At 64.0% G+C, this 26372-nt stretch carries 20 protein-coding genes; 8 read left to right on the forward strand and 12 right to left on the reverse strand.

Going from position 1 to position 26372, the window contains the following annotated elements; all coding sequences use genetic code 11:
* Positions 1–30 precede the first annotated feature (30 nt).
* A complete protein-coding gene (locus I6L45_RS18375; protein WP_216982874.1) occupies positions 31–2004 on the reverse strand; it encodes a methyl-accepting chemotaxis protein in 1974 nt (657 codons plus the stop codon).
* 144 nt (positions 2005–2148) lie between these two features.
* Here I6L45_RS18375 and rnt point away from each other — a divergent pair, with 144 nt between their 5' ends.
* Together rnt and I6L45_RS18385 are read left to right on the forward strand one after the other, a co-directional pair.
* Complete coding sequence (gene rnt, locus I6L45_RS18380) at positions 2149–2808, forward strand: ribonuclease T (RefSeq protein WP_216982875.1); 660 nt, start codon at positions 2149–2151, stop codon at positions 2806–2808.
* A gap of 265 nt (positions 2809–3073) precedes the next feature.
* Positions 3074–4396, forward strand: coding sequence for a Na+/H+ antiporter family protein (locus I6L45_RS18385; protein ID WP_043759814.1), 1323 nt, complete (start codon positions 3074–3076; stop codon positions 4394–4396).
* Positions 4397–4467: 71 nt separating this feature from the next.
* Here the strand turns inward: I6L45_RS18385 and I6L45_RS18390 are convergent, their stop codons facing one another.
* From I6L45_RS18390 to I6L45_RS18425, 8 genes are all read right to left on the reverse strand, one after another.
* Entirely contained in the window at positions 4468–5661 is a 1194-nt protein-coding gene (locus I6L45_RS18390) for an MFS transporter (RefSeq protein WP_216982876.1), read from the reverse strand.
* A gap of 104 nt (positions 5662–5765) precedes the next feature.
* Complete coding sequence (locus I6L45_RS18395) at positions 5766–6671, reverse strand: LysR family transcriptional regulator (protein ID WP_216982877.1); 906 nt, start codon at positions 6669–6671, stop codon at positions 5766–5768.
* A 220-nt stretch (positions 6672–6891) separates the two neighbouring features.
* Entirely contained in the window at positions 6892–8808 is a 1917-nt protein-coding gene (locus I6L45_RS18400; RefSeq protein WP_216982878.1) for a bifunctional diguanylate cyclase/phosphodiesterase, read from the reverse strand.
* A gap of 1 nt (position 8809) precedes the next feature.
* Positions 8810–9292, reverse strand: a complete 483-nt coding sequence (locus tag I6L45_RS18405) for a molybdopterin-binding oxidoreductase (RefSeq protein ID WP_210549943.1) — start codon at positions 9290–9292, stop codon at positions 8810–8812.
* 308 nt (positions 9293–9600) lie between these two features.
* Complete coding sequence (locus tag I6L45_RS18410; protein WP_043759808.1) at positions 9601–11493, reverse strand: DEAD/DEAH box helicase; 1893 nt, start codon at positions 11491–11493, stop codon at positions 9601–9603.
* Between the two features lie 180 nt (positions 11494–11673).
* A complete protein-coding gene (locus I6L45_RS18415) occupies positions 11674–12135 on the reverse strand; it encodes a hotdog fold thioesterase (protein WP_216982879.1) in 462 nt (153 codons plus the stop codon).
* Between the two features lie 124 nt (positions 12136–12259).
* Positions 12260–12748 (reverse strand): hypothetical protein, encoded by a 489-nt coding sequence (locus I6L45_RS18420; protein WP_216982880.1) that lies wholly within the window; start codon positions 12746–12748, stop codon positions 12260–12262.
* Complete coding sequence (locus I6L45_RS18425) at positions 12748–15804, reverse strand: FAD-binding and (Fe-S)-binding domain-containing protein (protein WP_216982881.1); 3057 nt, start codon at positions 15802–15804, stop codon at positions 12748–12750. The genes I6L45_RS18420 and I6L45_RS18425 overlap by 1 nt, the downstream gene beginning before the upstream one ends.
* A gap of 169 nt (positions 15805–15973) precedes the next feature.
* On the opposite strand from I6L45_RS18425, the gene I6L45_RS18430 reads away from it, so the two are divergent.
* The 3 genes from I6L45_RS18430 (at position 15974) to I6L45_RS18440 (ending at position 20071) form a co-directional block, all read left to right on the forward strand.
* Positions 15974–16900, forward strand: a complete 927-nt coding sequence (locus I6L45_RS18430; protein ID WP_216982882.1) for a cation diffusion facilitator family transporter — start codon at positions 15974–15976, stop codon at positions 16898–16900.
* A 349-nt stretch (positions 16901–17249) separates the two neighbouring features.
* Entirely contained in the window at positions 17250–18791 is a 1542-nt protein-coding gene (locus tag I6L45_RS18435) for a TerC family protein (RefSeq protein WP_216982883.1), read from the forward strand.
* A gap of 170 nt (positions 18792–18961) precedes the next feature.
* Entirely contained in the window at positions 18962–20071 is a 1110-nt protein-coding gene (locus I6L45_RS18440) for an alkene reductase (protein WP_216982884.1), read from the forward strand.
* 96 nt (positions 20072–20167) lie between these two features.
* Here the strand turns inward: I6L45_RS18440 and I6L45_RS18445 are convergent, their stop codons facing one another.
* Positions 20168–21187 (reverse strand): adenosine deaminase, encoded by a 1020-nt coding sequence (locus I6L45_RS18445; protein ID WP_134695633.1) that lies wholly within the window; start codon positions 21185–21187, stop codon positions 20168–20170.
* Between the two features lie 201 nt (positions 21188–21388).
* Between I6L45_RS18445 and I6L45_RS18450 the strand changes: the two genes are divergently transcribed.
* From I6L45_RS18450 to asnB, 3 genes are all read left to right on the forward strand, one after another.
* Entirely contained in the window at positions 21389–22138 is a 750-nt protein-coding gene (locus I6L45_RS18450) for an HAD-IIA family hydrolase (RefSeq protein WP_043759790.1), read from the forward strand.
* A gap of 140 nt (positions 22139–22278) precedes the next feature.
* Positions 22279–22647 carry a cupin domain-containing protein gene (locus I6L45_RS18455; RefSeq protein WP_134695634.1) on the forward strand — a complete coding sequence of 123 codons (369 nt, stop codon included), beginning with the start codon at positions 22279–22281 and terminating at the stop codon, positions 22645–22647.
* 203 nt (positions 22648–22850) lie between these two features.
* A complete protein-coding gene (asnB, locus tag I6L45_RS18460) occupies positions 22851–24515 on the forward strand; it encodes an asparagine synthase B (RefSeq protein WP_216982885.1) in 1665 nt (554 codons plus the stop codon).
* A 138-nt stretch (positions 24516–24653) separates the two neighbouring features.
* Here asnB and maiA read toward each other — a convergent pair whose 3' ends face one another.
* Positions 24654–25292, reverse strand: coding sequence for a maleylacetoacetate isomerase (gene maiA / locus I6L45_RS18465; RefSeq protein WP_167576661.1), 639 nt, complete (start codon positions 25290–25292; stop codon positions 24654–24656).
* Positions 25293–25364: 72 nt separating this feature from the next.
* Positions 25365–26363, reverse strand: coding sequence for a fumarylacetoacetate hydrolase family protein (locus tag I6L45_RS18470; RefSeq protein ID WP_043759780.1), 999 nt, complete (start codon positions 26361–26363; stop codon positions 25365–25367).
* Between the last annotated feature and the right edge of the window lie 9 nt (positions 26364–26372).

The raw sequence follows: 26372 nt of genomic DNA on the forward strand, positions 1-26372 counted from the left end.
CGTGGCGGGGCAAGCTTTAGGGCAAAACGCTCAGTGGGGGGAAGAATGCGCCATCAGTTTGAAGCTGGCGAGACGCCCCGCCAGCTCTCGGGCCAGTTGGTCCAGCTCGGCACTGTGCTGCTGCAGGGTTTCAGAATGCTGGCGATGCGCCTCGTACACTTCGCGGATGGTCAACACGTTGTGCTGGATATCGTCAGTCACGTAGCGCTGTTCCTCGGTCGCGGTGGCCACCTGGGCGGTCATGTCACTCACCTTGCGCACCTCGTTGACGATGTCGGTCAACTCATTCCCCGCCCTTTTGGCCTCCGTCACGCTGAGGCCTGCCTGCTCCGTGCCCATGTGCATGGCCGTGACCGCCTGATCAGCCCCCTGGCGCAGGCGACCCAGCATCTGCTCTATCTCATCCGCCGCCTGCTGGGTGCGCCCGGCGAGCGCCCTCACCTCTTCGGCCACCACCGCAAAGCCGCGCCCGGACTCCCCGGCGCGGGCCGCCTCGATGGCCGCATTGAGGGCCAGCAGATTGGTCCTGTCGGAAATCTGCTTGATGAGGCTCAAGGCCTCCCCCACCGACTCGGTGTCACGGTGCAGGCTGTCCACCAGCTGCCGGGTGTCGGCCAGAGTGCCCGCCACCTGCTGGATGGCGTCTATGGTCTGATCCACCTCCTTGTCACCCTGCCGGGCCCGGCCGATGGCCTGCTGGGTCGCCTGGGAGGTCTGGGTGGCGTTGCGGGCAATCTCGGCCACCGTCGAGGCCATCTCGGTGGCGGCGGTCGCCACCAGATCCACCTGCCCGAATCCCTTGGCCACGCCGGCATTCACCTCGGCAATGACGCTGGCCGAGGTGGCGGCGCTGTGCATCAGCACGTCGCAGGAGCGGCGCACCGCCAGCAACAGACTCTCCAGATGGGCAAGGAAGCGGTTCAAGTCCTGTGCCAGCGCCCCCAGCTCGTCCCCCGAGCGCCAGTTCACCCGCACGGTCAGGTCGTTCTCCTGCACCAGCTTCTTGAAGGTCTGGTGCAGGGCCATGAAGCCCAGATGAAGATCCCGCACCACCCGCCAGCTGACGAAGGTGGTCAGGGCGATGCACAGAAGCACGCCGAGCGTCCCCCACCAGAATGCGCCCGCGCTCCTGGCCCGCATCTGCTCGACCCGATCGAGCAGCTGCCGATAGAGGCTGTCTTCTATCTCTTTGAGCAGGCCTATCTTGTCGGTGCTCAGGGCAAACCAGGCTTCAGCATCGATCCCGAATCCGCCGCTGGTCGCCTTCTCCAGGGCCAGCTTCTCCATCTGTGCCACCCTGGCCACCACCGGGGAAGCCAGGCTGTCGCTCAGCAACTGACGCTGGGAGGGGCTCGCCACCGCCTGGAAACGCTCGAGGTAGGTGTTCTGGGCGGACAGGAGAGAGATGAACTGCTGCAACAGTGCCGGCGTGAAGCTGTCGCGCCCGAACACGTTGCTCAGGGTTGCCCGCTCCAGCCCCATGCGCTCCTTGCTCTGCAAGAAGGCGGCATAGGCATTGGTCTGCAGCGCTATGGTGGCGTCGTGGCTATCGACACTGATCTGATCCACCACGGCCAGCAACCGGGTCACCAGGCGGGTATAGAAGCCGACCTGATCCGCCACCTCGACCCCCAGGGCACTGACCCGCTCACGCATGGCAGTCAGCCCCGCCAACCCCTGTTGCACCTCGGTCAGGGCCAGCAGGGCCGGATCCTGCTGGAAGCGTTGCAGCAGGGTGTCGACCACCTTGCGCTGGGTCGGCAGGGCATCGCGGAACTTGTTGCCGCCGGAGCCCAGGAAGCCGGCCGACATGCCGCGCTCCTTTTGCAGCTCATGGGCCAGCTGCGCCGCCTCCTTCACCACGGCCAGCGCGGCCAGCGCCTCGCTCATCTCCTGTTCGACCTGGTAGCGTTCATAGACGTACCGACCAGAAAAGAACAGCAGGGCCAACAGTGGCAAACAGACTACCAGCAGCATCTTGTGTGCCAATCCCAGCTTTTTCATCGCCTCTCCCTCCATGGTTGAAGTCGCCAATTATAGGCGCAAGTGCTTCAAATAGAACCGAACACCCTCCCATATCGGCGGATGAGGGACAAGGGCCTGCTTTTTTGCCATAATGCCGCCTCCTTTCACGCCGACCGAGATACCATGACCGACGCCGTTCACACCCTCAAGGGCCGCTTTCGTGGCTTTTACCCCGTCGTCATCGATGTTGAAACCGCCGGATTCAATGCCAAGACAGATGCCCTGCTGGAAATCGCAGCCCATACCCTCAAGATGGACGAGCAGGGCTGGCTCGTGCCCGACCAGATCTTCCATTTTCATGTGACCCCCTTTGAGGGCGCCAATCTGGAGAAGGCGGCACTGGAGTTCACCGGCATCGACCCCTTCAATCCCCTGCGCGGCGCCGTGGAGGAGAAGGAGGCACTCACCGAGATCTTCAAGGGGGTGCGCAAGGGCATGAAAGAACAGGATTGTGGCCGTGCCATCATCGTTGCTCACAACGCCACCTTCGATCACGGCTTCGTCATGGCCGCCGCCGAGCGGGCCGGCCTCAAGCGCAATCCCTTCCACCCCTTCGCCACCTTCGACACCGCGGCCCTCTCGGGCCTGGCCCTGGGGCAGACGGTCCTCGCCAAGGCATGTCAGTGCGCCAGCATCCCCTTTGACAACAAAGAGGCGCACTCCGCCCTCTACGACACAGAACGCACCACCGAGCTGTTCTGTCATATCGTCAATCGCTGGAAGAGCCTGGGAGGCTGGCCGCCCGCCAACCCGGAGGAAGCCGCCGGCGAGGCCGAACAGTGAGTGCCTGAGCACTCCTGCAACAGGCTGCCCCATGGCAGCCTGTCTGTTTCCGGGGTAGCCAGGCCGCCCATCAGGTCAGACTGAATGCCCTTCTGCCTGGTATAGGCGCCAAAGAGGGACGCTATTCAAGCCCAGATCCATACTCAACGACAAGATGCTGCCGAATCACGGCTATGGCCGATTTTTTTCTCGACATTTGTCACGTTTTTCGCAAACTAACTGCCTTTCACACGACAGACAGCAACACAAACTATAAGGAAATCAAATGAATCCTGTTGTTATCGCAGTGGCGCTGATGCTGGTGCTCAGCCTGCTGCGGATCAATGTGGTGGTCTCCCTCGCCATCGGTGCGATTGTGGGTGGTCTGCTCGGCGGACTCTCCCTCGAGCAGACCCTCAGCACCTTCACCGGTGGTCTGGGTGGCGGCGCCGAGATCGCCCTCTCCTACGCCATGCTGGGCGCCTTCGCGGTGGCCATCTCCCGCTCCGGCATCACCGACTTGCTGGCTCGCAAGGTGATAAGCCAGCTCGGCAAGGATGCCAGCAGCGCCCGCATCCTCTGGGTCAAGAGCCTGCTACTCGCCTCCGTGCTCGCGGTCTCCATCTCTTCCCAGAACCTGATCCCGGTACACATCGCCTTCATTCCCATCCTGATCCCGCCGCTCCTGCACGTCATGGCCCAGATGCAGATCGATCGCCGCCAGGTGGCCTGCGTCATCACCTTCGGCCTGACCGCGACCTATATGCTGCTGCCGGTGGGTTTTGGCGGTATCTTCCTGAACAACATCCTGGCCAAGAACCTCGTCGACAACGGCGTGCCGGTGGAATACAGCCAGCTGCCGCTGGCGATGGCCATTCCGGTGCTGGGCATGTTCGTCGGCCTGCTCATCGCCGTCTTCTTCACCTACCGCAAGCCGCGCCAGTATGACCTGCAGAAGATCCTGGCCGCCGAGCCCGAGACGGTGGATCTCAACCTGAACCACATCTGGGTCGCCCTGCTGGCCATCGCCGTGGCGCTGGGCCTGCAGCTGATGACCAACAGCATCGTCCTCGGGGCGCTGGCGGGTTTCGTCATCTTCACCTGTGGCGGCGTCATCAAGTTCCGCGAGAGTCAGGACGCCTTTACCCAGGGGGTGCGCATGATGTCCCTCATCGGCTTCATCATGATCTCCGCCGCCGGCTTCGCCGCCGTGATGAAGGAGACCCACGGTGTCGAGAGCCTGGTGCAGTCCGTCTCCGGCATGATGGCCGGTCACAAGGGGCTGGCCGCCTTCCTGATGCTGCTGGTGGGGCTGCTCATCACCATGGGCATAGGCTCCTCCTTCTCCACCGTGCCCATCATCGCCACCATCTACGTGCCCCTGTGCATCCACCTCGGCTTCTCGCCCATGGCGACCATCGCCCTGGTGGGCACCGCCGGCGCGCTCGGAGATGCGGGCTCCCCCGCCTCCGACTCGACCCTGGGCCCCACGTCGGGCCTCAACGCCGATGGCCAGCACGACCACATCTGGGACAGCGTGGTCCCCACCTTTATCCACTACAACATCCCGCTGGTGATCTTCGGCTGGATCGCCGCTATGGTGCTCTGAGCCCATTCAGGACAAACAGGCAGACAAAAGGCGACCCTGAGGTCGCCTTTTTCTTTCCTCTTCCACCTTCTTCAGGCCACGGGTTGCCACTCCCGCGGCCAGGCCAGGGCGCAGAGACAGGCCACCAGGGCCAGCCCCATGCCGGCTGCCCCCACGCCGATCCAGTGCCCCTGCTGCCAGACCAGCATGGCTAGACTGGAGCCAAGCGTCCCCCCCAGGAACATACCGGTCATGAAGAGGGTGTTGATGCGCCCCCTCGCCTCCGGCCTCAGGCCATAGATCCGCTGTTGATGGGCGATGAGCGCACTCTGCACCCCTAGATCCAGCAGAATGACCCCGCACGCCAACCCGGCCAGGGAGAGCCACAGCTCGAAGCAGATCCAGGCCAGGACCACCAGCATGGCGCCGGCCAGCACCACAGGTTTGGCTCCCAGCCGGTCCGCCATCCGGCCTGCAAGGGGCGCCGCCACGACCCCCGCCACCCCGATGGCACCGAACAGGCCGGCAACGTCGGCCCCAAGCCCGTAACCGGGTTCGGCCAGGTAGAAGGCCAGCACGGTCCAGAAGGCGCTGAAGGAGGCAAACAGCAAGGCCTGGGTCAGGGTGGCACGGCGCAGGGCGGGCTCCTCGCGCCACAGCCCGATCAGGGAGTGGAGCAGACGGCCATAGCCCAGGGGGGAGCGCGGCAATCCCGGCGGTATCATCCTCGCCATCAGCAGCGCCCCCGCCAGGGCCAGCGGGATGGCCAGCCAGAACATGGCGCGCCAGCTGCCGTAGGCGGTGACCAGGCCGGCGACTGTGCGGCTCAGCAGGATCCCGGCGAGCAGGCCGCTCATCACGCTGCCCACCACGGCTCCCCGCCTGTCCGGATCGGCCAGGGTCGCCGCCACCGGCACTATCTGCTGGGCCGCCGTGGCCCCGATACCGAGCAGGATGGAGGCCACCATCAAGGTGGTGGCCTCCGTGGCCGTGGCCGCCAGCAGGGAGGCCAGCGCGATCAGCCCGAACTGCCCCGGAATGAGCCAGCGACGCTCGACCACATCCCCCAGCGGCACCAGCAAGAGCAGACCGGCGGCATAACCGAGCTGGGTCAGCATGGCGATGAGGGGGATGGCGGAGTGCCCGGGAAAGTCTTGCGCCATCACGGCCAGCATGGGCTGGTTGTAATAGATGTTGGCGACCGCCAGACCACAGGACAGGGCCATGGCGAAGAGCAGGGAGGGGCCAGGGGTGATGGCGCCTCTGGCAGAGGGCGATGTACTCATGATCTTCTCCTCGTGATAAAGGGGAGCCCGCGCAGATACGGGGTCAATGCGCACAGCCTACCCGGGGAGAGACGGCTCCAGTAGAGGGACGGGCACCATAACTGTTATTCCGCTGGCGCATGCCCCAGACCGGGCAGGCCGGCCACGAATGCGAGGAAGGCGCTCGCCTTGGCGCCAGGCTGGCGACCCGCCGGGAGCAGAGTCCAGAGTTCCTGTTCAGGCAGTTGCCACTCGGGCAGCACCGCCACGACCTCACCGCGGGCAAGCTCCTGGGCAAACATCCACTCAGATGCGATGCCAAGCCCCAGCCCCGCCAGCACGGCGGCACGCATGCCTTCGGCGGCCGAGACCGTCAGCCTGCCCCGCCCGGACACCACCAGCTCCTGGCTGTCACGGCGAAACCGCCATTGCTGTCTCATCCCGGGTCTTGGGCTGTAGAGCACCAGATCATGTTGTTGCAGCGCCTGGGGAGACGCAGGCGAACCTTTGGCCGCCAGATAGGCCGGCGTCGCCAGCACCCGCATCTCGCATCGGGAGAGACGGCGGGCGACCAGCGCCGAGTCCGCCTGTTTTCCGAGTCGCAGGGCCACATCGACGCCAGCCGCAATGAGATCGACATTGCCGTCATTCATCAGGATCTCGAGATCCAGCCCGGGATGGGCGGCCAGAAAACCGGCAAGATGGGGAATGATGTTCTGTCGGGCGAAGGTGACGGGGGCGCTCACCCGCAGACGCCCGCTCAGGCCCGCCCGGCACTGCTGTACCATGGCGTCGGCCTCGTTGACCTGGGCCAGGATCTCTCTGGCCCGCAGATAGTAGGCCTCCCCCGCCTCGGTGGGCGCCAACCCGCGGGTCGAGCGCAACAACAGGCGGCTGCCAAGGTGCGTCTCCAACTGGGCGATGAGCCTGGAGACCGTGGGTTGCCCCAATCCCAACCGGCGGGCAACCGCCGAGAACGAACCGGTCTCCACCGCCAGCACAAACACTTCCATCACCCCCAAGCGATCCATCGATGACTCCTCTTTCCCACCCTTTGGCACTGTTCGTGGCACAAGGTAGCATTGAGCCTGCCCCCTCGCACCCTCGTTCTCCATGTTCGCCGATAAGGGCACAGATAAGCCGTGTCACGGGCGGCCCGGCAACAGGACACTCAGATCGGGACGGGGGCTCGACAAGGTGCAGACACATGGCCGCACCGGGACAAGACGCAAGGCAGCATGCCCTGCCGGGCTAACCCAGCGCCACCGCCTGCACGACGGCATGCTGGGCGAGATAGCGACGGCAGAACAGCAGGAACTCCGGCAGCGGCAAGGGCTTCGAGTAGAAGTATCCCTGGATCTCGTCCACCCCGATCTCGAGCACCGCCCTGAGCTCCTCCCAGGTCTCCACCCCCTCTGCCACCACCTGCACCTCCAGCTGGTGCGACAACGTGGTGATGGTCTCGACGAACAGCGCCTGACGGGGATCCTTGTCGATGGCGGTGATGAAGGAGCGGTCGATCTTGAGCTTGTCGAAAGAGAGTTCGCGCAGGTAGGAGAAGGAGGACCAGCCAGTGCCGAAATCGTCGAGGGCCACCCGCACACCGGTCTGGCGCAGGGTATGGATGATCTGCTTGCTCAGGGCAATATCGTCCAGGGCAATGGTTTCGGTCAACTCCACAATCAGCTGGTCCAGGCCCAGGGGGCCCTCCTCCATCTGCGCTGCCAGCGCCGTCGCCAGCCCCATGTTGAACATGGAGCCAGAGAGATTGATGGAGATCTCCAGCGGCTCGAGCAGGGCCACCGGGAAGCCGGCAAGATCCTGCTGCAGCCGCCGGATGATCCACTCCCCCAGCGCCTCCCCCAGGCCGTTCTCTTCCGCCAGCGCGACTATATCGAGGGGAGGTATCGCGCCGTATTCCGGGTGCTGCCAGCGGATCAGCGCCTCGGCGCCGAGCCGCACCACGCTCTGGCTGCGCACGATGGGCTGATAGTCGAGACGAAGCTGCGGGCAGTCCGGAGACTGGATCAGGTCGCGCAACTCGGCCGAGAGCTGGCGCTTGCGCTGGTGGAGCCGGAACATGCTGCTGGAAAAGACCACGTTGCGATGCAGTCGCTTGCGCTTGGCGCTGTCGAGGGCAATATCGGCAAACAGCAGCATCTCCTCCGGTGTGTGGTTTGGCCGCACGTATTGGCTGATCCCCATGAAGACCCGAACCCGATGGGCGGGGTCCGCCGCAAACACCAGCTCGGCCAGATCGCTGCGCAGCTGCTCCAGAAACGGGAAACGGAGAAAGGCGGGCATGGCCCCGGAGATGATGAGTGCGAACTCGTCGCTGCCGGTACGGGCGACGAAGATCCCCGGGCCAGACGCGCTCCGGATCCGGGCTGCAAGCCCCCTGAGCAGGCAGTCCCCCACCTCATAGCCAAGGCTGTCGTTGACCTCCCTGAAGTGGCCGAGATCGATGAGACAGACGGTGATGGTACTTCGTGACCTCCGATGCCTGGTTCGCTCCTGGAGGTGCTTGATGAGCGCAGCCCGGTTCGGCAATCGGGTCAGGGGATCATTCCACGCCAGAAAGTGCTGGTGGCGCATCTCGCGAAACAGCAGCAGCAACATCACCATGGTCGCCAGCATCAGGAACCCCAGGATAAAGAAGTTCTGGGCCCGCGACTCGTTGATCAACTCCTGCTGCGCGATGGCGGAGGGCCCGGTGAAGTTCTTCACCATCACGTCCCGCACCGCCTGCATGTCTTCATCCAGTGCCGCCGTCAACGCCTTGAGCCCGGGAGAGTCCGGCTCCCCGCTCACCACCTCCTGTTCGTACGACTCGAAGAGGACCAGTATTCCGCCGACCGCCTTGTCCGCATCGAAGCGTGCCCGAACCGACTTTGCCTCCTCCCCATGCAAGAAGACATCGAGCCGGTTCCAGGCGATGTCAAAGCGCTTGTTCATCTCCTCCCGGCTGACGGCGCGAGCCCGATACAACTTCAGCGCCTCATCGAAGGCGTGGACTTCAAGCTCCAGTTGGGCCAACGACCAGGCGGAGAGCTGGGTGTAGCGTGCCACCGCATTGAAGGCGCGGTCATAGTTCCAGACCGACCAGATGGCGACCCCCAGAAAGCTGGTCACCATGAGAAGAAGGGTCAGAAACTTGCCGCGCAGCATCTTATTGGCTCTCGATGGCGGCCAATTGCCACACCATCCGGTTGTGATAGAGCTCCTTGTCAAGTTCGGGATGATCCGAGAGGGGATAGACGATCCAGAGCGGCCCCTTGTTGCGCAGGGTCAATGGCTTGCCGTCCTGCTTCTCCGCCAGCAGCACCGCATACTTGTCCCCATCCGCCTTCGGCAGCACAGCCCAGTAGTCATTGATGGCCAGGGCCTTGATCTCCTGACTCTTCAGGCCGTAGGCACCGAGCAGATCCCGCAGCAGCACCCCGCGATAGAGGTGCTCCCCCTCGGTCCAGGGCGTCCCCGTCTTCACCTCCGTCTGGGGCAGCGCCTCGAATTCGGCCCGGGTCAGCACCGCCTCCCCCTTGCCACCGCAGCAGCCATTCCCCTTTATACGGAGGAAGGACTCCTCGGCCGACACCATCCCCGACACGAGACACCCGGACAACACCAGCACCCCGCCAAGCCATTTCCCCATGCTGACCCTCCTTGTCATAGCATTCTGGTGACTGTATTCATCGCACTCAATCGACCCATATGCAAATGCCGGTGTTTCCCTTCAGACCAAAGTCGCACTCAGTCGCCACTCCTCATGGGTGCCGTTGCAGGCCGCGTTGTCTTGCCAGCTCCCGATTAGCCAGCTCCGGATTACACAATGTCGGCCCCCTTATCGGCAACGCTGGAGACCCCCGGGCCTTCGCGACATAACCGGGCCACAGGGTCTGGCCGAATGACGGGCACAAAAAAGCCGCTCCATGAGCGGCCTCTTGTCAGTGCGATGCGGGCTTAGCTGTCGCGACGCTTGCTGAACTTGCGATCCTTGTTGAAGCCGCCTTCACGACGATCCTTGTTGAAAGGACGGTCGCCCTGCGGACGGCGATCCTTGTTGAAAGGACGGTCGCTGCGGAACGGACGATCACCGCGCGGCGGACGGCTGCTGGTGTTGCCGCCGGCCGGCACTTCGGTGTAGCGGCTGATCTGCAGCGGGCGCTGGCAGACACGGGCCTTCTTGATCACCTCAAGCACCTCGGGGCTGATGCCCTTGGGCAGGTCCACGGTGGAGAAGTCATCTGCGATGTCGATGTTGCCGATGAAGCGGCTCTCGATGTTCGCCTCGTTGGCAATGGCGCCGACGATCTGACCCGGCTTGACGCCGTGATGGGCACCCACGTCTACGCGGTAGCGCTCCATCTCCACGTCCGGGTTGTCCTTAAGCGGACGCGGCTCCAGGGAGGGCATGCGACGGGCCGGACGATCGCCACGGTCACCGAAGTCACGGCCACCGCGGTCGTTGAACTCACGACGCTCGAAGCCACCGCGATCGTTGCCGGCATTGAGCAGCGGATCCGGGATGGAGTCATCCAGCAGCAGCGGCTGGTCGCCCTGTACCAGCTTGGCCAGCGCAGCAGCCAGCTCCAGCGGATCGGCAGAATCTTCTTCGATCAGCTCGTTCACCAGGTTGTGGTAGATCTCGAGCTCTTCGCCCATCATGGTTTCGCGGATGCGCTCCTTGAACTTGGCCAGACGGTGCTGGTTGATGTCCTCGGTGCTCGGCATCTTCATCGGCTCGATGGCCTGACGGGTGGCGTGCTCGATGGCACGCAGCATGCGGCGCTCGCGCGGCGCCACGAACAGGATGGCCTCGCCCTTGCGACCGGCACGGCCGGTACGGCCGATACGGTGAACGTAGGACTCGGTGTCGTAGGGAATGTCGTAGTTCACCACGTGGGTGATGCGCTCGACGTCCAGACCACGGGCGACCACGTCGGTGGCGATCAGGATGTCCAGCTGGCCCTGACGCAGCTTGTCAACGGTACGCTCACGCAGCTTCTGCGGGATGTCACCGTGCAGGGCTTCACAGGCATGACCACGGGCGGCCAGCTTGCCAGCCAGCTCTTCGGCGGCATTCTTGGTGCGTACGAACACCAGCAGGGCTTCGTAGGATTCCACTTCCAGCAGACGGGTCATGGCGTCCAGCTTGTGCAGACCGGTCACCTGCCAGTAGCGCTGGCGGATGGTGGTGGCGGTGGCAGTCTTGGAAGCGATCTTGATCTCTTTGGGCTGCTTCAGGTGCTTCTGGGCCACGCGACGGATCTGCTCCGGCATGGTGGCAGAGAACAGGGCAACCTGACGGCCAGACGGGCACTGATCCATGATCCAGTCAACGTCGTCGATAAAGCCCATGCGCAGCATTTCGTCCGCTTCGTCCAGCACCAGGGCTTTCAGACCGGAGAGATCCAGGTTCTTGCGACGGATCAGGTCCATCACGCGGCCCGGGGTACCGACGACCACCTGGGCACCGCGACGCAGGGCGCGGGTCTGGGTCTCGTAGGAGGCGCCGCCGTAGATGGGCAGCACGTGGAAATCGGGCATGTGGTGAGCGTAGCGTTGGCACGCCTCAGCCACCTGCAGGGCCAGTTCGCGGGTCGGCGCCAGCACCAGGATCTGGGTGTTGCGGTTACCGGCTTCCAGACGAGACAACAGAGGCAAGGCAAAAGCAGCGGTCTTCCCTGTACCGGTTTGTGCCTGCCCCAGCAGATCGTGGCCCGCCATCAGGTGGGGAATTGCTGCGGCCTGGATGGGGGACGGGCGCTCATAGCCCACGTCCTGCAGCGCTTTCAGTACAGGCGCGGCCAGTCCAAGCTCACTAAAAAGGGGCAGTTGTTCGGTATCAGACATAGATTCTTCCAGATTAAGGCAGGCGGCTAACACCGCGGAATAGCAAAAAGGCGGCGATTATAGCGCCACTTTGTTCTGCTGTCTTGAAAAATGTGATAAGCCTCTCAAGACGTTGGCAATTATAGAGGGATCTGGCGAGTATGGCTTGCTTATTTTTCACTCATGGTGCGTTATTGCCGATCAGACTGCGCTGGAGTCCCGCTCCCGCTTGTGTTTCAGCACCGCCATGGTGAGCCGGCTGGTGCATAGCAAGCGCTCCCGTTCATCCCGAATTTCAATCTGCCACACCTGGGTCGTCGCCCCCAGATGCAGCGGCGCGCAGCGCCCCGTCACCACCCCTTCCCGCTTGGCGCGCAGGTGGTTGGCATTCACCTCCAGCCCCACGCAATAGCTATCCTCCCCCACCGCCATGTTGGCCGCGAGCGAACCCAGGGTTTCCGCCAGCACCACGGAGGCGCCGCCGTGCAGCATGCCGAGCGGCTGGTGGGTGCGGTGATCCACCGGCATGGTGGCCTCTAGCCAGTCGGGACCTAAGGCGGTGTAGACGATGTCGAGGTGTTCCATCAGGGTGTGGCGGGAACTGGCGTTGAGCCTTTCCAGGCTCATGGGCTTGCGCCAGATGTGGCTGTTCTCTTGGCTCATGGTGAGCGGACTCCTGATCCGATAAAGGGATAAGCGCCGATATGGGCGACCTGGGCAGTGTCGGCGATAAAGGCGAATAAAAAAAGATGCCCCGACCGGGGCAACTTGTCACAAGGGATGTATCTCACCAGGGGTAGGTCACCCCGGGCCACTCGACCCAGGGCATCTCCCGCCCCGGCAGGCGCGGATCTGGCCAGCGCCAGACCCTGGCAAGCCAGGCCCGCAAGGCAGCCTCCAGCTCGGCCTCCTCCAGCGGCGCCTCGGCCACCTTCCAGAAGAAGAGCTCCACCGCCACCTCAGGCAGCACAGAGGGGTAGAGGTAGACGCCCCCCCAGAACTGCGGCTCCCTGTCCGGGCTCCAGAGGCCATAAGCAAAGGAGCGCTTGGCCAGAAACTCGGAGCGCTGCCACTCCAGATCCGCCTCGTGCTGGCTCAGGCTGAAATCGGCCGAGGGCCAGAGGTCATTCGGCCGAAACAGCTGATGGAGCTGCTCCCGCTCGCGCAGGATGGCGACGAACTCCAGCACCGCCTGGGAGGGCGTGGCGGGCAGCAGCAGGAAGTGCGGGTGCCGATACGCCTTTGGCACCCGGAATCCCTTGGGGAAGCTGAGCATCAGAGCAGTTCCAGCAGCGCCTGCAACGGGTGTCTGAGCTTCTCCCCCTCCATCCGCTTGACTTGGCTGCGGCACGAATAACCGGTGGCGAGGCAGCGCTCCTTGGGCAGGCGCGCCAGAGGCTCGGCCCAGCTCAGACCGTAGATCCCCTTGGAGTTCTCCACCTGCTTGGCGTCGTGACCATAGGTGCCCGCCATGCCGCAGCAGCCCACTGACACCGGCTGCAACTTGGCGCCAAAGCGGCTGAACAGGGTGCTCCAGTCGCCGTGGGTCGACGGCTTGGCAGTCTTCTCGGTGCAGTGGGCGAACAGGTACCAGGGCTCGGCGGCAGCCTCCTCGCGCACCGGCAGCGCGTCCGCCGGCAAGGAGAGCAGCCACTCCTGGGGCAGCAGCACCTGGAAGTTGCCGCGCGCCGGACCCAGGGCCTTGGCGTACTCATCCCGGTAGCAGAGCACCAGAGAGGGATCCACCCCCACCATGGGAATGCCCAGCGCCGCCACCTTGTTGAGGAACTGGGCGCTGCTCGCCGCGGTGCGGGCGAAGGCGCGCAGGAATCCCTTCACGTGCTGGGGCTTGCCGTTGGGTTTGAACGGCAGCAGATAGGGCTGCAGCCCGAGCTTGCCGGCGAGCTTCACCAGGTCGCGCACCACGGGGGCGTCGTAATAGCTGGTGAAGGGATCCTGCACGATGAGCACCACTTTTTTACGCTGCTCGGGGCTCATGGCCTCGAGGCCCGGCAGGTCGAAGTAGCGGGCCTTGTGATCGCGCAGCTCCTCGGCCAGGGTCGGCACGCTCAAGAGCGGCACGTCCACCATGCCGATGCTCTTCTCGGCCGCCTTCTGGGCCCACTCTTTTTCGAGGAAGAAGTTGACCAGCTTGGGCACCTTGGCGAGCAGGGGGGTATAGCTCTCCACGGTGCCGACGAAGTAATCCTTGGGGCCACGCAGGTAGCGGCTGTGATAGAGCTGCATAAAGCGGGCGCGGAAGGTGGGCACATCCACCTTGATGGGGCACTGGCTGGTGCACGCCTTGCATGCCAGACACCCCTCCATCGCCTCCATCACCTCGTGGGAGAAGTCATACTGGCCGCGAGCGCGGGCCACCGTATTGCGGAACTTGTCGACAATCTGCTTGACGCGCAGACCGCCGCTTTGCAGCGCCACCTCCTCGGCGAGGGGATCGAAGCCCTGCTCCGCCAGCTGGCGCAACCATTCGCGCATCAGGCCGGCACGCCCCTTGGGGGAGTGGCGGCGATCGCGGCTGATCTTGACCGAAGGGCACATGGGGGAGTCGGTCTCGAAGGTAAAGCACAGACCGTTGCCGTTGCAGTCCAGAGCCCGGGTATAGCTTTCCCGCACCGCTACCGGGATCTGCCTGTCGAACTTGCCGCGCTTGGGCCCGTCCACCGACACCAGCTCGGCGCCGCTGCCATAAGGCATGCAGATCTTGCCCGGATTGACGCGGTTCTGGGGATCGAAGGCTCCCTTGACCCGTTGCAGCTCCTCCCACAGCTCGCCGAAGAAGGCGGGACTGTATTCTGAGCGGAACCCCTTGCCGTGCTCCCCCCACATCAGGCCGCCATATTTCGCGGTGAGCGCCACCACCTGATCCGAGATGCGCCGCAGCAGCACCTCCTGCTCGGGGTCGCACAGGTCCAGCGCCGGGCGCACGTGCAGGACACCCGCATCGACGTGGCCAAACATGCCGTAGTCGAGGCCGTGGGCGTCCAGCAGGGCGCGAAACTCCATGATAAAGTCCGCGAGTGACTCGGGAGGAACCGCAGTATCTTCGGTAAAGGCCACCGGCTTCTTGCGCCCCTCGGCGTTGCCAAGCAGCCCCACCGACTTCTTGCGCATGCCGTAGATGGTCTCGATGCTCGGCAGGTGGTCGCACACCTGATAGCCGATGATCCCGGCGTCTCCCTTCGCCAGCAGGCCGTCGATGCGCCGGCACAGCTCGGCCACCTTGCTTTGATGCTCGGCCTCATCGGTGTCGGCAAACTCGACGATGTTGAGCCCCTGCAGATCTTTGCCCGGCACGTCCTGGATGAGATCCTTCACCGAGTGCCAGATGATGTCGGCCCGGGCCAGTCCCAGCACGCGGGAGTCCACGGTCTCCACCGACAGGGCGTGGGCCTGCACCATAAAGGGGGCGTTGCGCAGGGCCGAGGGGAAGCTGTCGTACTTGACGTTGACCAGGGTCCGGTAACGCGGAATGGGGGTGATGTTGAGCTTCGCCTCGGTGATGAAGCCAAGGGACCCTTCAGAGCCGCACAGCACCCGGCTCACATCCAGGGTGTCGCTCTCGGGGATATAGAGGTGTTTGAGATCGTATCCGGTCAAAAAGCGGTTGAGCTTGGGGAAGGTGGCCTCGATGTCGGCGCGCCGCTCCTTGCCGATGCGATAGAGGGTGCGATAGATCTCTCCCTCGCGGCTCTCGAGGGCCAGCTTGTCCTGGAGCCGCGAGCCGTTGACCGGCTCGGTGGCCATGATGTCGCCGTTCTCCAGCACGGCTTTCAGACCCAGCACGTGATCCGAGGTCTTGCCGTAGACCAGGGACCCCTGCCCGGAGGCGTCGGTGTTGACCATGCCCCCCAGGGTCGCGCGGTTGGAGGTGGAGAGATCCGGCGAGAAGAAGTAGCCGTGGGGCTTCAAATAGGCGTTGAGCTGATCCTTCACCACCCCGGCCTGGGCCCGCACCCAGCCCTCCTCCAGATTAATTTCCATGATCTGGTTCATATGGCGCGAGAGATCGACGATAATGCCGCCGCCCAAGGATTGACCATTGGTGCCGGTACCGCCGCCGCGAGGGAAGAAACTCAAGGCCGCGAATTCGGGCCCCTGGGCCAGCTTGAGCATCACCGCTATATCGTCCGCGCTGCGCGGATAGAGAACCGCCTGAGGTACGACCTGATAGACGCTGTTATCCGTCGCCATCGCCAACCGGCTTGCATAAGACTTTTCGATATCACCACGAAATGCTGATCGCGCCAGCAACTCAAGAAACTGCAGGGTTGTAGGTGACAAACTGTCCTGGTAATCGAGTCTCGGGATCATGAATCCTTGTTCCCTTCCTTTGCTTGATGCCGGAATACCGGCGACAACGACCGCCCGGGCCAGCCTCTTCGCGGGTGCCCGGACCAGTCCGCTCACATGTGAGCGGGCAGTATATCAGCTAGAAAACCGCTTGCGCGCGCAATCTTCACCATTTGAAAGGAGGACTTTTATGGCTCATTACAGCCATGTTATCAGTACGCTGGTTCGCACCGAAAAACAGGCGCTGACCCTGTCGCTGTTTGGTTGCATCACCTTTGCCATCTTCGGCATCGGTTATGGCCTCTTCGTCGGCTCCAACGCCATCATGCTCGATGGCATCTTCACCCTGTTCAGCATGGGCATGACGGGCCTGGGACTCATCACCGCCTACCTGGTCACCCGCCCCTCCGACGCCCGCTTCCAGTACGGCTACGCCCACTTCGAGCCCATCGCCAACGTCATCAACGGCGCCATCATCCTGCTGCTCTGCCTCGGCGCCCTCTATGGCGGCATCGTCTCCTTGCTGGCAGGGGGACGGGAGATCGATCTCGGCCACGCCCTCATCTATGCCGCCGTCTCCACCTTCTTCTGCGGTGTCCTCTACCTCATCGAGGCCGACGTGGCCGAACGGGTCGACTCCGAGCTGGTGCGGGTGGACTCCAAGGAGTGGCTGGTCGATACCCTGCTGAGCGCCACCCTGCTCGCCGGCTTCGTGGTCGCCATCGGCCTCGATACCCTGGGCTACGGCCACTACAATCGCTACATAGACCCGGTACTGGTCTCTCTCCTGGCCCTGTGCGCCACCCTCATTCCCATCAAGGTGCTGGGTCGCAACCTGCGGGAGGTGCTGAAAATCGCCCCCAAGGGGGACGTCTCTCGCCTAGTCGCCCGTGAAGTCGAAGCCCTGCGCCAGCGCCATGGGGTCGAGTGCTACAGCCACCTGGCAAAGAGCGGGCGCCGCTTCGATCTCGAGCTCAACATCCTGGTGGCCCCGGGCCAGGAGTGGCCCGTCGAGCGCCAGGATGCCCTGCGCCAGGAGCTCTGGTCCCGCCTCGGGGACACCCTGGGTGATGCCTGGCTGTCGGTCTGCTTCACCCGGGAGAAGCGCTGGCTCTGAGCCCGGCCAAGGTCCCGGTAACGCGCGGGGCAGCCCGGCCCCGCGTGCCCCCCCTCTTCGTGCGGCCGATGTTCAGGCTGCGCCACCCGCCTCCCCCTGGCAACCCCCTCGTCACAGGGCCATCACAGACCTATTGCCAAATGGCTGCGAGCCGTTATCATCAGAGCTCACTTTTGACCCGAGGTTTTATTGCCCATCATGGACAATCCCCGAAGTAGCCCTTCGTCTTTCCCCATCAAAGCCTATCTGTACCTGCTCAACCAACGCCTCTGACGAGATGCCCTGCTCTGCCACGGCCCCCTTGCCGTGACCCACATTCGTCGCATCTGTTTTTACTGAGGTTTATCACATGGAATTTTTGCTGGACCCCTCTATCTGGGTCGGTCTGCTCACCCTGATCATCCTGGAAATCGTACTCGGGATCGACAACCTGGTCTTCATCGCCATCCTGGTGAAAAAGCTGCCCCCCGCCCAGCGGGACAAGGCGCGCATCATCGGCCTGTCCCTGGCCCTGCTGATGCGTCTCGGACTGCTCAGCGTCATGTCCTGGCTGGTCACCCTGACGAGTCCCATTTTGCACGTCTGGGATCATCCCTTCTCCGGTCGGGATCTCATCCTGATGGGAGGCGGCCTCTTCCTGCTGTTCAAGGCGACCTCCGAGCTGCACGAGCGGCTCGAGGCCAAGCCGGAGGAGCAGGGCACCACCGGCGTCTATGCCGGGTTCGGGGTGGTGATCGCCCAGATCCTGGTGCTGGATGCGGTCTTCTCCCTGGACTCCATCATCACCGCCGTCGGCATGGTGGATCACCTCGGCGTCATGATGGCGGCCGTCACCATCGCCATGGTGGTGATGGTGCTCGCCTCCAAGCCCCTGACCCGCTTCGTCAACGCCCACCCCACGGTGGTGGTGCTCTGCCTGAGCTTCCTGCTGATGATCGGCTTCAGCCTGGTGGCGGAGGGCTTCGGCTTCCACATTCCGAAGGGCTACCTCTATGCGGCCATCGGCTTCTCGGTGCTCATCGAGTTCTTCAACCAGCTCGCCCAGCGCAGTGCCCTGCGCCATGAGGCCCGCCAGCCCCTGCGCGAGCGCACCACGGCCGCCATCTTCAAGCTGATGGGGGGCAACAAGCGCTCCGCACACCCGCAAGAAGACGAGGAAGAGGCGCTGGAGCAGCCCCTGCCCCCCGGCTTTGGCGAGGAGGAGCGCTACATGGTGAGCGGCGTGCTGTCGCTGGCCGAGCGTTCCATCCGCACCATCATGACCCCCAGGGCCGAGATGGAGTGGATCGACATCAATGACTCCGCGGACGAGATCCGCACCCTGCTGCAGCGGGCCCCCCACAGCCTGTTCCCGGTCTGCGACGGGGAGCTGGACGAGATCATCGGGGTGGTGAAGGCCAGGGATCTGCTGTTTGCCCTCAACGAGGGGCAATCCCTGGCCGAGCTGGCCAGACAGAACGACCCCATAATCGTGCCGCAGACCATCAACGTGATCCGCCTGCTGGCGGAGCTGCGCCAGGCGCGCGGCAGCCTCATCCTGGTGGCGGACGAGTTCGGCGTCATCCAGGGGCTGGTCACCACCCACGACCTGCTGGAGGCTATCGTGGGCGAGCTGCCGGACGAGGACGAGGCCCCGGACGTGGTCATCGACGGCGCAGGCTGGCTTATCAACGGCAGCACCAACATCCACCAGGTCGAGCAGGCCCTGAACTGCGACGGCCTGGTGAGCGAGAGCGACGAGTACGTGACGCTGGCGGGCATGCTGCTCTCCCACTTCGGCAGCCTGCCCGAGGCCGGTCAGCAGCTGCACCTCGGCCAGTTCCGCTTCGAGGTCATGGGGGTGAGCGAGCGCCGCATCGAGCGAGTTCGCGTGACCCCTGTCGACGCCTGAGCCAGAGTCGCCATATGACAAGAGGGCCCCCGGGCCCTCTTTCTCGTGGTGTCCGCCACGGGATCAGGGCTATTGCTGTGAAAACGGCAATTCTCTTCTGCAATCTCCCCTCTTTTTCGCAATGGTCATCACCGCTAGAGTCTCCTCCATTCCAACACGAGGAGTTCACCATGAACCACGATCCCCTGTTCTGCCCCCTTCGCCTCGGCCAGTTGCACCTCAACAACCGCATCGTCATGCCCCCCATGACCCGCTCCCGCGCCAGTCAGCCCGGCGATGTGGCCAACGCCATGATGGCGACCTATTACGCCCAGCGTGCCGACGCCGGCCTCATCATCAGCGAGGGCACCCAAGTCGACCCCATGGGCAAGGGCTATGCCTGGACGCCGGGGATCTATAGCGCCGAACAGGTGGCCGGCTGGAAACGGGTCACGGACGCCGTGCACGCCAAGGGGGGGACCATGTTCGCCCAGCTCTGGCACGTGGGCCGGGTCACCCACCCGGACAACATCGGCGGCGCCCAGCCCATCTCCTCCTCCGCCATTCAGGCGAAAGGGGTCAAGGTGTTCGTCGACAACGGCAGCGATGCCCCGGGGTTTGTCGAGACGGTCACCCCCCGCGCCATGACCCAGGATGACATCGACGCCGTGGTGGGGCAGTTTCGCCAGGCGGCCCGCAACGCCATGGAGGCGGGCTTCGACGGCATCGAGCTGCACGCCGCCAACGGCTACCTCATCAACCAGTTCCTCGACTCCGAATCCAACGCCCGCACCGATGGCTACGGCGGATCCCTGGAGAACCGGCTGCGCTTCCTGAAAGAGGTGACCGAGGCGGTGAGCCAGGAGATTGGCGCCGATCGGGTTGGGGTGCGCCTCGCGCCGCTCACCACCTTGAACGGCACAGTGGACGCCAATCCGCAGGAGACCTATCTGGCCGCCGCCCGCCTGTTGGGCCGCCTCAATGTCACCTACCTGCACGTCGCGGAAGCGGATTGGGACGACGCTCCCCTGATGGCAGAGAGCTTCAAGCAGGGGCTGAGGGATGCCTTCCCCAACACCCTCATCTATGCGGGCAAGTACGACGGTGAGCGGGCGCGTGCCGCCATCGAGGCGGGCTGGGCGGACATGATTGGCTTCGGTCGCCCCTTCGTGGCGAACCCGGATCTGCCGAACCGCCTGCGTCACGGCTACCCGTTTGCCCCCCACGATCCCGCCACCCTGTTTGGCGGCGGCGAGAAGGGGCTGACCGACTACCCCGTCTATAAGGCCGAAGGAGCCTGATCCTCGGCCGCCCCCTGAGACGAGAGAGGCCCGCCATGTCTGGCGGGCCTCTCTTTTATTGCGCGTATTGCGCGGGGGGCTGGCTGACGCGGGCCATCAGTGCAGGATCACCCCGTGGGTCGCGGCATAGCCACGGATCTCCCGGGTCAGGCGCACCTTGTCTGCCAGATCGAGCCAGCTGGCCTCCACCGCATTGAGGCACAGACGGCAGAGCTGCTCCCGGCTCGCACCGAGTCCCTGCACCAGAGCCCGGAAGTTCGCCCCCATGTAGCCGCCGAAATAGGCAGGGTCGTCCGAGTTGATGGTGACGCAGAGCCCCTGTTCCAGCAGGTGCAGCACATTGTGGTGCGCCATCTCGTCGAACACCCTGAGGCGCACGTTGGAGAGCGGACAGACGGTGAGCGGCAGCCGGGTATCCGCCAGGTAGCGCACCAGCTCGGGCTCGTCGCTGCAGCGCACCCCGTGATCGATGCGCCGGATCTGCAGCTCCTGGATGCTCTGCCAGATGTAGTCCGCCGGCCCCTCCTCCCCCGCATGGGCCACCGCCGGCAGTCCCAGCTCGCGGCATCGGGCAAACACCCGGGCAAACTTGCCCGGGGGGTTGCCCAGTTCGCTCGAATCCAGACCAATCCCGTGCAGACGCGCGAGGTGCGGCTCGGCCTCTGCCAGGGTGGCGAACGCCTCCTCTTCGCTCAGGTGGCGCAGGAAACTCATGATAAGCCGCCAGCTGATGCCGAAGGCCTCTTCGCCATCCTTCAGCGCCCGCTCTATGCCGCCGAGCACCGTCTCGAACGGGATGCCGCGGGCGGTGTGGGTCTGGGGATCGAAGAAGATCTCCACGTGGACCACGTGATCCGCCACGCAGCGCTCGAGGTAGGCCCAGGTGAGATCGAAGAAGTCCTGCTCGGTGACCAGCACGCTGGCCCCCTGATAGTAGAGGTCGAGAAAGGATTGCAGGCTGTCGAACTCATAGGCGGTGCGCAGGCTCGCCACGTCGGGCCAGGGCAGCGCCACGCCATTGCGCCGGGCAAGGGCGAACATCAGCTCGGGCTCCAGGGTCCCCTCGATGTGCAGGTGCAGTTCCAGCTTGGGCAAATCGGCAATAAAGGTATCCATGGTGACGGCTCCATCGTCAGATCCGGTTCGGGCGCGGCCAGGGCGACGCCCTCCTTCCCTTTCATTGTGCACCCATCTGTCGCACCGAGGGAGACTTGTCATCAAAGCGCCTTATAATGGCGACACAAAAACCATAACCGATTGAAGACATTAAAAGGTGGGAGCCTCCGCCCCCGCGCCTGTGCCCGACAAGGAGTATTCATGAAGAAAAGCGTCATCTGCGACATCGACGGCGTCATCCTGCACAACAACGATCTGGTGCCCGGTGCCGATCGCTTCGTCCACCGCCTGCTGGAGCAGGGCAGCAAGCTGCTGTTTCTCACCAACTACCCGGCCCAGACCCAGAAAGATCTGCAAAACCGCTTCCGCTCCGCCGGCATCGAGGTGCCCGAGGAGTGCTTCTACACCTCCGCCATGGGGACCGCCGATTTTCTCAAGCGCCAGGATGGCAAGAAAGCCTATGTGATCGGTGAAGGGGCCCTGACCCACGAGCTCTACAAGGCCGGTTTCACCATCACCGACATCGACCCCGACTTCGTGGTGGTGGGCGAAACCCGCAACTACAACTGGAGCATGATGCAGCTCGGCGCCAAGTTCGTGGATCAGGGGGCCCGCTTCATCGCCACCAACCCGGATACCCACGGCCCCCTGATGTACCCGGCCTGCGGCGCCCTGTGCGCCCCCATCGAGCGGATGACCGGCAAGAAGCCGTTCTACGTGGGCAAGCCGAGCGCCTGGATCATCCGCGCCGCCCTGAACCGGATGGAGGCCCACTCCGACAACACCATCATCATCGGCGACAACCTGCGCACCGACATCCTGGCGGGCTTCCAGGCCGGTCTCGAGACGGTACTGGTGCTCTCCGGGGTGAGCAAGGTGGCGGACATCGACCGCATGCCGTTTAGGCCGAACCACATCTTCGACTCCGTGGTCGACATCGACATCGTCTGATCCCCTCGCCACCTCGCCCGGACGGCAACCCACCAGCACGGCCCCCTTGGCAAGGGGGCCGTCATCGTTTAACGTAAGCGCAACATTGTTAAACAAACTAAACGGGAGCAGGATGCTCCCCGCCACTGCAAGGACGCACCATGAAGAGCCTGAACGACTGGATCCTGCTGGACAAGCACGCCGTCTCCCCCACCCCGCTGATGCCGGCAAGGGATCGCATCAGGGCGGGCAACCCGTCTCAGATCGCCTGGAATCATTACTCCGACCCCAGCCAGCAGTTTCACGTGGGCTTCTGGTCCTGCGAGGCGGGACGCTGGGCTGTGCACTACACCGAGCACGAATACTGCCAGATGCTGGAGGGCGAGGCCTGCATCCACGACGGTCAGGGCGGCCAGCTGCACCTGAAACCCGGGGATCAGTTCGTCATTCCCGCCGGTTTTGTCGGCGAGTGGGAGACCCTGGTCCCCTGCCGCAAGCTCTACGTCATCTTCGAACCCGCCGCGACCTGACGCGCACGTCAACCTCACTCCCCTCCCCGGCGGCCGGACGGTCGCCATCCCCTGGCGCAGCTTGACGCTTACGGCATGATTTTCTGCGGTTTTCCCGCTTGCAAAAGGGTTTTCCGCTAGGCATTGTGATTGGCGAGGAATGTAAATGGAATTTCGAGCCCAAACGTGGGGGGCTCATATAAAAATCAAGAGGATTACCGCCAATGTGTTCTATTTTCGGCATTCTGGACATCAAGACCGACTCCGCCACCTTGCGCAAATCGGCCCTGGAGATGTCCAAGCGACTGCGTCACCGCGGGCCTGACTGGTCCGGCGTCTACAGCTCCGACAAGGCCATCCTGGTGCACGAGCGCCTGGCCATCGTCGACCCGGGCAACGGCGCCCAACCCCTGTACAACCCCGAGCGCACCCACGTGCTGGCCGTCAACGGCGAGATCTACAACCACAAGGAGCTGGAGAAGAACCTCAAGGTCGACTTCCGCTTCCAGACCCACTCCGACTGCGAGGTGCTGCTGGCCCTCTACAAGGAGAAGGGCCCCGCCTTCCTGGACGATCTCAACGGCATCTTCGCCTTCATCCTCTACGATGCCGAGCAGGACGCCTACCTCATCGGCCGCGACCACATGGGGATCATCCCCCTCTATACCGGCCGCGACGAGCACGGCAACTTCTATGTCGCCTCCGAGATGAAGGCCCTGGTGCCAGTGTGCAAGAGCGTCGAAACCTTCCCGCCGGGACACTACCTGTGGAGCAAGGATGGCGAGCTCAAACAGTGGTACAAGCGCGACTGGATGGAATACGGTGCGGTCGAGCACAACCAGAGCGACAGAGCCGAGCTCAAGGCCGCTCTGGAAGCGGCGGTCAAGCGCCAGCTGATGTGTGACGTGCCCTACGGCGTGCTGCTCTCCGGCGGTCTGGATTCGTCCGTCATCTCCGCCATCACCAAGCTCTACGCCGCCCGCCGGGTGGAAGACGACGGCAAGAGCGAAGCCTGGTGGCCCCAGCTGCACTCCTTCGCCGTGGGTCTGGAAGGCTCCCCGGATCTCGCCGCCGCCCGCAAGGTGGCCGACCACCTCGGCACCATCCACCACCAGATCCACTTCACGGTGCAGGAGGGGCTGGATGCCCTGCGGGACGTCATCTATCACCTCGAGACCTATGACGTCACCACCATCCGCGCCTCCACACCCATGTACCTGATGGCGCGCTACATCAAGGCGATGGGCATCAAGATGGTGCTCTCCGGCGAAGGCTCCGACGAGCTGTTTGGCGGCTACCTCTACTTCCACAAGGCGCCGAACGCTCGCGAGTTCCACGAGGAGACGGTGCGCAAGCTGTCCGCCCTGCACCTCTACGACTGCCTGCGGGCCAACAAGTCCATGGCCGCCTGGGGCGTGGAGGGTCGCGTGCCCTTCCTCGACAAGGAGTTCATGGACGTGGCGATGCGCCTCAACCCCACCGACAAGATGTGCGGCAAGGGCAAGATCGAGAAGCACATCCTGCGCGAAGCCTTCGAGGATCTGCTGCCCCACGAGGTGGCGTGGCGCCAGAAGGAGCAGTTCTCCGATGGCGTGGGCTATTCGTGGATCGACAGCCTGAAAGCCATGGTCGAGCAGGAAGTGACGGATCAGATGTTCGAGGCGGCGGCGTTCCGCTTCCCCATCAACACCCCGCTCACCAAGGAGGCGTACTACTACCGCGCCATCTTCGACGAGCACTTCCCGCTGGAGTCCGCCGCCCGCACCGTGCCCTACGGCAAGTCGGTCGCCTGCTCCACCCCGACCGCGCTGGAGTGGGATGCCAAGTTCAAGGAGATGGCCGACCCGTCCGGTCGCGCCGTGATGGACGTCCACCAGCAGGGTTACTGAGCCAAGGCACAGCCCCGGATAGCAGAAAGCCCCTCCTGAGAGGGGCTTTTTCATGTCAGCCATTCGTCACGGCGTCGCGGCTATCGCTCGAACTGTCGAGCACGGCACTGTGCGCCTATCGAAACGGATGCCCTGGTATCAGACCTGCGCATCCGGCTGATTGGCCGGGGCGGCCTTGATAAAGGCCTGCAGCTGCTCGCAGTTGGCGACGATGCGATTGATGGTGGGGTAGTCGTCCAGGGTCATGTCGAAGCGGCGGGCGTTGTAGACCTGGGGCACCAGCATGCAGTCCGCCAGGGTCACCTCGTTGCCGACGCAATAGATGCCGGCGGTGGTCATCAACAGCTGCTCCAGGGCGCTGAAGGTCTCGTCAATCCAGTGGCGATACCAGGCCGCTTCCTGCTCTTTGCCCGCCCTGAAGTGCTCCCCCAGGTAGTTCAGCACCCGCAGGTTGTTGAGGGGGTGAATGTCACAGGCGATCATGTTGACGATCTGGCGCACCCGGGCCCGCTCCAGGGGGGCGGACGGCATCAGGGGGTGGGCGGGGTAAGTCTCGTCGAGGTACTCCATGATGGCCACCGACTGGCCGACCTGCACCTCGCCGTCCACCAGAAAGGGCACCAGCCCCTGGGGATTGATCCGGCGGTAGGCTTTCTCCCGCTGCTCTCCCTGCCGCAGATTGATCGGATGCTGCTCGTAGTCGAGCCCCTTGAGCTGCATCACGATCCGCACCCGATAACTTGCCGATGAACGCCAATATCCAAACAACTGCAACATAGTCTGTCCCTGTGTTGGCAGGTGCAAGGGCACCCGCCGCTCGCTGGCCGGCCTCTGCCCTTGCCGGCTTTCTTACTTCGTCTGGCTGGCGTCCGCCGGCATGACCCGCTGCAAAATGGTGCCAAACAGACTCAGTCCGTTGCGATCCTGCATCGCGATGGACACTGTATCACCAAAGCGCAGGAAGGGTGTAGTGGCTTGACCAGACTCGATAATTTCCAGCATCCGCCGCTCGGCGAGGCAGGAGGAGCCGGCACTTCTGTCGTAGTTGGAGACGGTGCCCGAGCCGATGATGCAGCCCGCCCCGAGGGGTCGGGTCAGGGCGGCGTGGGCGACCAGTTCGGGGAAGTTGAAGGTCATGTCCACCCCGGCGTCGGGGGCACCGAACAGGGCGCCGTTGAGATGGGTCAGCAGCGGCAGATGTACCTTGCCATCGTGCCACGCCTCCCCCAGCTCGTCCGGGGTGATGGCCACCGGCGAGAAGGCGCTGGAGGGCTTGGACTGGAAGAAGCCAAATCCCTTGGCGAGCTCGCCGGGAATGAGATTGCGCAGGCTCACGTCGTTGACCAGCATCAGGAGCTTGATGTGGCTGGCGGCCGCCTGCGGGCTGGTGCCCATGGGCACGTCGTCGGTGATGACGGCCACCTCAGACTCGAAATCGATGCCCCACTCCTCGGAGCCCATCACGATGGGACCCCGCGGCGACAGGAAGCTGTCCGAGCCCCCCTGGTACATCAGGGGATCGTGCCAGAAGCTCTCCGGCATCTCGGCGCCACGCGCCTTGCGCACCAGCTCCACGTGGTTGACGTAGGCGCTGCCGTCCGCCCACTGGTAGGCCCGTGGCAAGGGGGAGAGGCAGGCGTTCTGATCGAAGGGGAAGGCATCGGGACAGTCGCCGTCGTTGAGCCGCTGATAGACGAGCGCCAGTTGCGGCGAGAGCTCTGCCCACTCGTCGAGGGCCGCCTGCAGGGTGGGCGCCAGCTCGCTGACGTGCACCGCCCGGGTCAGATCGCGGCTGACCACCGCCAGGACGCCGTCCCGTTTGCCATTGTTCAGGGTTGCCAATTTCATGGGAAATTC

It is taken from the genome of Aeromonas sp. FDAARGOS 1415 (genome assembly GCF_019048365.1).
In the GTDB taxonomy this organism is placed as follows: Bacteria; Pseudomonadota; Gammaproteobacteria; order Enterobacterales; family Aeromonadaceae; genus Aeromonas; species Aeromonas taiwanensis.